Origin of the sequence: Nostoc sp., from assembly GCF_036917815.1 — a bacterium.
Taxonomy (GTDB): Bacteria; Cyanobacteriota; Cyanobacteriia; order Cyanobacteriales; family Nostocaceae; genus Nostoc.
In genome coordinates, this window is the sequence record NZ_JBALEK010000058.1 from 85141 (window position 1) to 91603 (window position 6463).

Genomic DNA, 6463 nt, shown 5'->3' on the forward strand with positions numbered 1-6463 from the left:
TATTTTTCACCCCGACTGTAGCAACCAGATACCTACCTTTCAAGTACAGTGAAGGTAAGAATGGCTATTGTACAGCGAGAACCTACATCACATATCGCTATGACTAGCAACACACTGCTTCAACCCACAGAAATCGTCCACTTATCGGGTATCAGTTGGCAAACTTATGAAAACTTGTTAACTGAACTTAGTGCTAGTCGCCGCCTCCGGCTTACTTACAATCGAGGTACTTTAGAAATCATGGTTCCCTCACCATGAACATGAACGGTACAAAAAAGTATTAGGTCGATTTGTCGAAACTCTAGCGGAAGAACTAGAAGTTAGGATTCAGCCCCTTGGTTCTACTACTTTCAAACGTCCAGAACTGAGTGGTGCAGAACCAGGTGAATGCTTTTACATTAAAAATGTCAAGTTTATTAAGGGCAAAAAAAGAATTAATTTACAACAAGATCCACCGCCAGACTTGGTAGTGGAAATTGATATTAGCAGCAGTTCCAAAAATCGTTTTCAAGTCTATGCTGATATGGGTTTACCAGAGATTTGGCGTTATGATGGCACTATTTTTAGTATAAATATCTTACGAAATGACAAATATATAGTTGTTGACCAAAGTTTAGCATTTCCTAATTTGCCTCTAACAGAAATTGCTGATTTTTTACAACAGATTGAAGAAAAAGATTATCTAGAGTTGGTGAGCGATTTTCGCAACTGGGTTAGAAGTAAAATTGATTAAAATTAATGCGCTAAACGTAATTAAAAATTACACAATTACTATTATTCCTTAGACCCCAAAACTTCTCAAATACTCTTGGATACCTATGACTAGCAACACACTGCTTCAACCCACAGAAATCATCCACCTATCGGGTATCAGTTGGCAAACATACGAAAACTTGCTAACTGAACTTAGTGTTAGTCGCCGCCTCCGGCTTACTTACAATCGAGGTACTTTAGAAATTATGGTTCCTTCACCTGAACATGAACGATACAAAGAAATTATGGGTCGATTTGTCGAAACTCTAGCAGAAGAACTAGAAGTTAGAATTGACTGCCTTGGTTCTACTACTTTTAAACGTCCACAACTTAGTGGAGCAGAACCAGACAAATGCTTTTACATTGAAAATATTAATGTAATCAGAGGCAAAAAAAGAATAGATTTAACGCAAGACCCACCGCCAGATTTGGTAGTGGAAATTGATATTACTAGCAGTTCTAAAAATCGCTTTGAAGTCTATGCTGATATGGGTGTGCCTGAAATCTGGCGATATGATGGCAATTCTTTTAGTATTAACATTTTACAAAATCAGAAATATATATCTTTTGAACGGAGTTTAGCATTTCCCAATCTGCCATTAACAGAGATTTCTAATTTTTTAGAGCAGGTGGGAGAAAAAGATTATTTGGAATTAGTTAAAGAATTTCGGCAATGGGTTAAAAGCCAAATTTAATATCAATCAAAATAGCGAATTAATTTAGACAGATTTAGAAGCATATATGTCGCAGCGAATCAAAGTATATTCATACTCGATATACCACTCGTCAAATTCATATATTGGTATTGCTCTTGCCGAAAAAGCATTGCAGGGTTTACCTGTTGATATTGAACGACGACCAATCTACATACCGAAGGAGCGAGGTATAAAGGTCGCTGACCTGCAAGGACGAAGTGAAAGCGCCCTGTTATCGTCGTATCACAAAGAAGATTGTCTGCGGTGGGCGAAAAAGTACGGCATTGAAATTCGGCTCAAGGAGTATGAAGAATTTCGTCGGTGGGTCAAGCGCTGGGAAAAAATGAAGTTTGGTCGCGAAGAACTGACCGCGAGGGCGTATTACGCTGCTTGTGGAACTGGGAAGGAGCATCTGCTTGATGCGGCTTTCTTTCGAGCGACGTACATCGACCTTCTGGATGTTAACGATGAGTCTGTGATTAAGAAAGTTGCAAATGATGTTGGGCTGAATGGCGATCGCATTCTTGAGTTAATCCAAGGCGAAACAGCAAAACTTGCAGCAGTAGCAGCCTTAGCAGAATACGAGCAATTTGGTTGTCCTGGAGTGCCAACTTGGGTAGTAGAAGGCGAAAGATTTTGGGGAAAGGATCGTGTCGATTGGGTAACAGAAAAGGTAAAACAATTATGTAATATTACCGTGAACAATGATGCGTGAGCAAGCTCGTAGTAAGGACTTTAGTCCTTATTTTCTCAGCATTAAAGTCTTTATTACAAACCATCAAAACTAATAGGGTAGCACACCTAGCTGTGCTACCCTACGAATTACCTGTATTGCAAGCTACCCAAGTTTTGGGTTATGAAATCCACATTATCTAGTAATGATTCAGGTTAATGCCAGCTTCTTTTGCCATTGCTTCTAACCCATTAATTTGTAGGGTTTTGATTGCTTTAGTAGACAGCTTTAATCTTACCCAGCGATTTCCGGCTTCCCACCAAACACGCTTGTTTTGCAGATTAGCGTGCTGAAGGCGTTTAGTACGGCGGTGGGAGTGGGAAACAGCAAAGGCGTTATTTGCCTTCTTACCAGTTAGTTCACAGCGACGGGACATAGCAAGTATCTCCAGATTCTTATTTTAATACAGCCTTTCCATTTTAGGTCTTAGGCAACAGAAGTGGGGAATGGGGAATGGGGAATGGGGAGTCGGGGAAGTGGGGGAAGAATAAGCATTAACCATTAACCATTAACCATTAGACCTCTTGCAAAAGTCCCCTAACACCCCACCCCCAACCCCTAAGAGCTTGCGGGGAGGGGAGACTTTGACGTAAGTTAAAGGCGGGGTGGGGTTCTTTTTTTGATTTATGCAAGAAGTCTATTAAACAATGCCCAATACCCAATGCCCAATACCCAATTCCCAATGCCCCAAGCACTACTTACTAGCTTGTTCCGTCAACTTAGTGAGTACCTCATTCGATCGCTCGACGAAAGATTTCATTCCCTCAGCGTCAAATCCTTTCTGAGACATCAGCGCTAAATCATAGACGTGTTGGCAAATCAAGTTGACTAACTGATCTGTAGACGATTGACCGTCACCTTGAATAATACTACCTTGGCTAATATTTGCCAGATTTTGAATTAGTGGGTGAGCAGTATTCACTAGCAAAACGTGGTCTTCGGGAAACTCTGCTGACTGCTGCTGCATCATGGCGTTCATTTCCCGCAGGCGGCGGAGAATCTCTGGTAAAAGCACGATCGCAGGTGGTGTACCTTGAGGATCGTCTGATTTCAATGCTTCGGTACGGATGTTGAGTTTGGGTTTGTTGAGGGATTTCTCAAATAACTCTTTAATCGTCTCACTCCGGGTTTTATTCGTGTTGGGATCAACAATTTCCGTAGCTTTGTCTTGTTCTAGCAGGGTATTATCTAAATCTGAGTCTACCCGCGTAAATTTGACATCCTGATATTCCCGCTCTAGGAAGTTGATAAAGTGGGTGTCGATGAATGAGTCCATAAACAGGACTTCCAAACCTTGATTTTTGTGCAGTTCTATGTATGTAGCTTGGGTTGCTCCATCGGTGCTGTAGAAAACCCGGTTTTCGTTGCGTTCTTTGTTGCGTTCTAGATACTCTTTCAGGGTAGTATAGGGAGCGCTGGGTGCTGAGTTCTCAGAACTGGGCGAGGGAGTGACATCTTGCCAAGCATCCCCGTCTGAAGATTGTACCTCAACCACTGGAGTTTCAGCAGCAACTTTTTCTGTCAATTTGGCGGTGGTGCGGAAGACGATGATATCTTCAATTTGTTTTTTGAATTTATCGTCGTTGAGAGCGCCAAATTTTACAAAGGTGCCGAGGTCTTTCCAGGCGCTAATGTATTGTTCGCGGTTGTCGCGGAAAAGTTCTTTGAGGCGATCGCCTACTTTTTTGGCAATGTAATCACCAATTCGCTTCACGGTGCGATCGCCTTGCAAAGCACTACGCGATACGTTCAGAGGAATATCGGTACTATCAATCACACCCCGCATCGGCATCAGAAATTGTGGGATAATTTCTTCGCAGTTGTCGCTAACAAAAACTTGATTGCAGAATAGCTTGATCTGCCCTTTGGTTACATCTACATCCGGCCTCATTTTGGGAAAATACAGAATCCCGTTGATGATAAAGGGATAATCTGTATTTAGATGTACCCATAACAGGGGTTCTTCCTGAAAAGGATACAGGTAGCGGTAAAACTCTAAATAATCTTCTTGACTCAGATTACTTGGAGAATCTCGCCACGGTGCTTTTTGCTTATTTACTACTTCACCATCGAGTTTAATTGGGACTGGCAAGAAGTCGCAGTAAGTCTTGACAAGATTCTTAATTCGTGCTGATTCGAGAAACTCCTCCTCTTCTCCTTCCAAGCTGAGAGTAATAGTAGTGCCGCGAGTTGTCCGAGGCGAATCTTCGAGGGTGAAAGCTGGGGAACCATCGCAAGTCCAGTGAACCGCTTGCGCCCCTTCTTGATAGGAGAGGGTATCAATTTCTACCTTTTGCGCCACCATGAAGGAAGAGTAGAAACCAAGACCGAAGTGACCGATTATCGGTTGGTCTGATTTGCCTTCATACTTATGAATAAATTCTTCAGCACTAGAGAAGGCAACCTGATTGATATATTTCTTAACTTCATCGGCGGTCATCCCAATACCGTTATCGGAAATCGATAGGGTTTTCTGATCTTTGTCAATGGCAATTTCAATTTCTGGTTCGCCGATATCTCCAGCATAATCTCCAGCGCGGGATACCATTTTCAGCTTTTGGATGGCATCTACAGCGTTGGATACCAGTTCCCGCAAGAAGATTTGGTGATCTGAGTAAAGCGACTTCTTGATGATGGGGAAAATATTATCAGTATGAATACTGATGGTGCCTTGTTCTAGCATAATTGGTAATCTTCGATGTTAGTATCTGAAATGATGATAGTAGGTAATACAACTTAGCCCTCATGTTTTCCAGGATAAACCCGGAGAACACAGAAAGGTATGATACCAATTAGGATTCTAAAATCATAACTTAGGCGATCGCACCTTTTTTAAGGATTGTTTGCCCCCATTATCTGATTCGGATTTCCCTACTCCCTTATCTCCCTCATCTCCCCCATCTCCCCACTCCCTAAGTATTACTAGAATTCTTCTGCAACACCAAAAAATAATGGTATGGATAACTGGGATCGATAAATTCTTGCTTGACAGTTAACCCAGCTTTGGCAACAGAGTTTAAAATTCGGGTTTTGGGATATCCTTTCAAACCCATTTCCCAGTAATGTTCGTCACAGACTGGCGTTGTACTCCAGAATTTCGGCATATTGAATAATAAATACCTTGGTCTACCTGAAAAAGAGGTATTGATCTGAAACGAGAGGTATTGGGTGCAATAGGGAATCGAAATCACTAAAAATTTCTTTGTTGCTTCTGCCAGTTTTTTCAATGCTGCTTCTGACTCAGGGTAGGGAAAGTGTTCCAGAACTTGAAACAGAACGATCGCATCAAATTTATCTTTTGGCAATGAAAAATCTGTGGTCAAATCCAAGATCATTTCTGGCTTGAGGTTGGGGTCAACATCGGCGGTAGTGACGTTGTATCCATTATTCTTCAGGATATCTGTTAACAGAGAATTAAAAATGCCAATTTCCAAAACGTTTTTTACCTGATTACCCAGCGAAAAAATTAGACGCACCTGGTGATGGTAACTAACGAGGCGATTTTTTGATAAATATTCTGAATTTCTAATATCTAGTGAGGTGATGAGTTGCATAAAACTTGCCTACCTAAGCTGATGGATTGACAAATATGGTGGGTATACAACTACAGGATTCCCGGAAAAATCGTGAAAGTAACAGCACCTTGATCGAACGACATAGCGAAGGGAAGCGATCGTTTTGTGCAACAGACTCTGATCAAAGGCTATGGTGGAATGGCACTAAGTTAAGATATAGCCCTTGCCCTCACTGGAACAAGCCTCCAGGCTGGGAACCCATTCTGGGAGGGCTGCCGCCTCCTTTTTCTTGACGAGAGGCAGCAGCCCATTCGGAATACATTCCCAGTCTGAAGACTGGGAACGAGGTTACACAAGGCTTTCGGCTTTACAAGCGTGCCATTCGGCTATGGTGTACACACAAGTCTTCTAAAGTTGTCCTACAGACTTTTGATCCCCCCAACCCCCCTTAAAAAGGCAGGGCTGTTTCATTCGATCTCTTAGAGATTTTGTCAATAGTATAAGTCAGAAATTTGCTTGATTTGGTCATTGAAAAGATACCACTTCAACGAGTAAATTTCAGTGCAAACGCGATTTTCTTGCCCAATCAGGTTTTTTATTCACCTGAATTTTCTGCTTGAAGCGCTTGTAAATCAGAGCCTTTTAGGGAATGAAACAGCCCTGCCTTAAAAAGCAGGGCTGTTTCATTCCCTAAAATAGGTAAAATAGCAAGTATTGAGGGGATAAAAGATCATGGGTGGGAATCTGATTGAGCAATTGCGGCAAGT

The 6463-nt window shown here is 41.8% G+C and carries 7 protein-coding genes and 1 pseudogene; 5 read left to right on the plus strand and 3 right to left on the minus strand.

Annotated features, from left to right (window positions below):
• Positions 1–60: 60 nt before the first annotated feature.
• The 5 genes and pseudogenes from V7K97_RS17740 to V7K97_RS17760 all read left to right on the plus strand — a co-directional run bounded on the left by V7K97_RS17740 (position 61) and on the right by V7K97_RS17760 (position 2324).
• Positions 61–258 carry a hypothetical protein gene (locus V7K97_RS17740; protein ID WP_334802324.1) on the plus strand — a complete coding sequence of 66 codons (198 nt, stop codon included), beginning with the start codon at positions 61–63 and terminating at the stop codon, positions 256–258.
• A 55-nt stretch (positions 259–313) separates the two neighbouring features.
• Positions 314–733 (plus strand): annotated as a pseudogene (locus V7K97_RS17745) (Uma2 family endonuclease); the annotation flags it as partial.
• An 85-nt stretch (positions 734–818) separates the two neighbouring features.
• The gene (locus V7K97_RS17750) at positions 819–1448 is read left to right on the plus strand and encodes a Uma2 family endonuclease (RefSeq protein ID WP_334802325.1); all 630 of its coding nucleotides are present in this window, start codon (positions 819–821) and stop codon (positions 1446–1448) included.
• 46 nt (positions 1449–1494) lie between these two features.
• Positions 1495–2163, plus strand: coding sequence for a 2-hydroxychromene-2-carboxylate isomerase (locus V7K97_RS17755; protein ID WP_334802326.1), 669 nt, complete (start codon positions 1495–1497; stop codon positions 2161–2163).
• The gene (locus V7K97_RS17760; RefSeq protein WP_334802327.1) at positions 2160–2324 is read left to right on the plus strand and encodes a hypothetical protein; all 165 of its coding nucleotides are present in this window, start codon (positions 2160–2162) and stop codon (positions 2322–2324) included. The genes V7K97_RS17755 and V7K97_RS17760 overlap by 4 nt, the downstream gene beginning before the upstream one ends.
• On the opposite strand, the gene rpmB is transcribed toward V7K97_RS17760, so the two are convergent.
• The 3 genes from rpmB to V7K97_RS17775 all read right to left on the minus strand — a co-directional run bounded on the left by rpmB (position 2321) and on the right by V7K97_RS17775 (position 5735).
• The gene (gene rpmB, locus V7K97_RS17765) at positions 2321–2557 is read right to left on the minus strand and encodes a 50S ribosomal protein L28 (protein ID WP_094350731.1); all 237 of its coding nucleotides are present in this window, start codon (positions 2555–2557) and stop codon (positions 2321–2323) included. The two genes, V7K97_RS17760 and rpmB, sit on opposite strands and share 4 nt — an antisense overlap.
• A 318-nt stretch (positions 2558–2875) precedes the next feature.
• Positions 2876–4864 (minus strand): molecular chaperone HtpG, encoded by a 1989-nt coding sequence (htpG, locus tag V7K97_RS17770; protein WP_334802328.1) that lies wholly within the window; start codon positions 4862–4864, stop codon positions 2876–2878.
• Positions 4865–5093: 229 nt separating this feature from the next.
• Positions 5094–5735: a class I SAM-dependent methyltransferase gene (locus tag V7K97_RS17775; protein WP_334802329.1), complete on the minus strand. Its 642-nt coding sequence runs from the start codon at positions 5733–5735 to the stop codon at positions 5094–5096.
• Between the last annotated feature and the right edge of the window lie 728 nt (positions 5736–6463).

Coding starts and splice junctions, on each gene's coding strand:
- V7K97_RS17740 (WP_334802324.1), top strand. CDS start 61: ATGGCTATTGTACAGCGAGAACCTACATCACATATCGCTATGACTAGC.
- V7K97_RS17750 (WP_334802325.1), top strand. CDS start 819: ATGACTAGCAACACACTGCTTCAACCCACAGAAATCATCCACCTATCG.
- V7K97_RS17755 (WP_334802326.1), top strand. CDS start 1,495: ATGTCGCAGCGAATCAAAGTATATTCATACTCGATATACCACTCGTCA.
- rpmB (WP_094350731.1), bottom strand. CDS start 2,557: ATGTCCCGTCGCTGTGAACTAACTGGTAAGAAGGCAAATAACGCCTTT.
- htpG (WP_334802328.1), bottom strand. CDS start 4,864: ATGCTAGAACAAGGCACCATCAGTATTCATACTGATAATATTTTCCCC.
- V7K97_RS17775 (WP_334802329.1), bottom strand. CDS start 5,735: ATGCAACTCATCACCTCACTAGATATTAGAAATTCAGAATATTTATCA.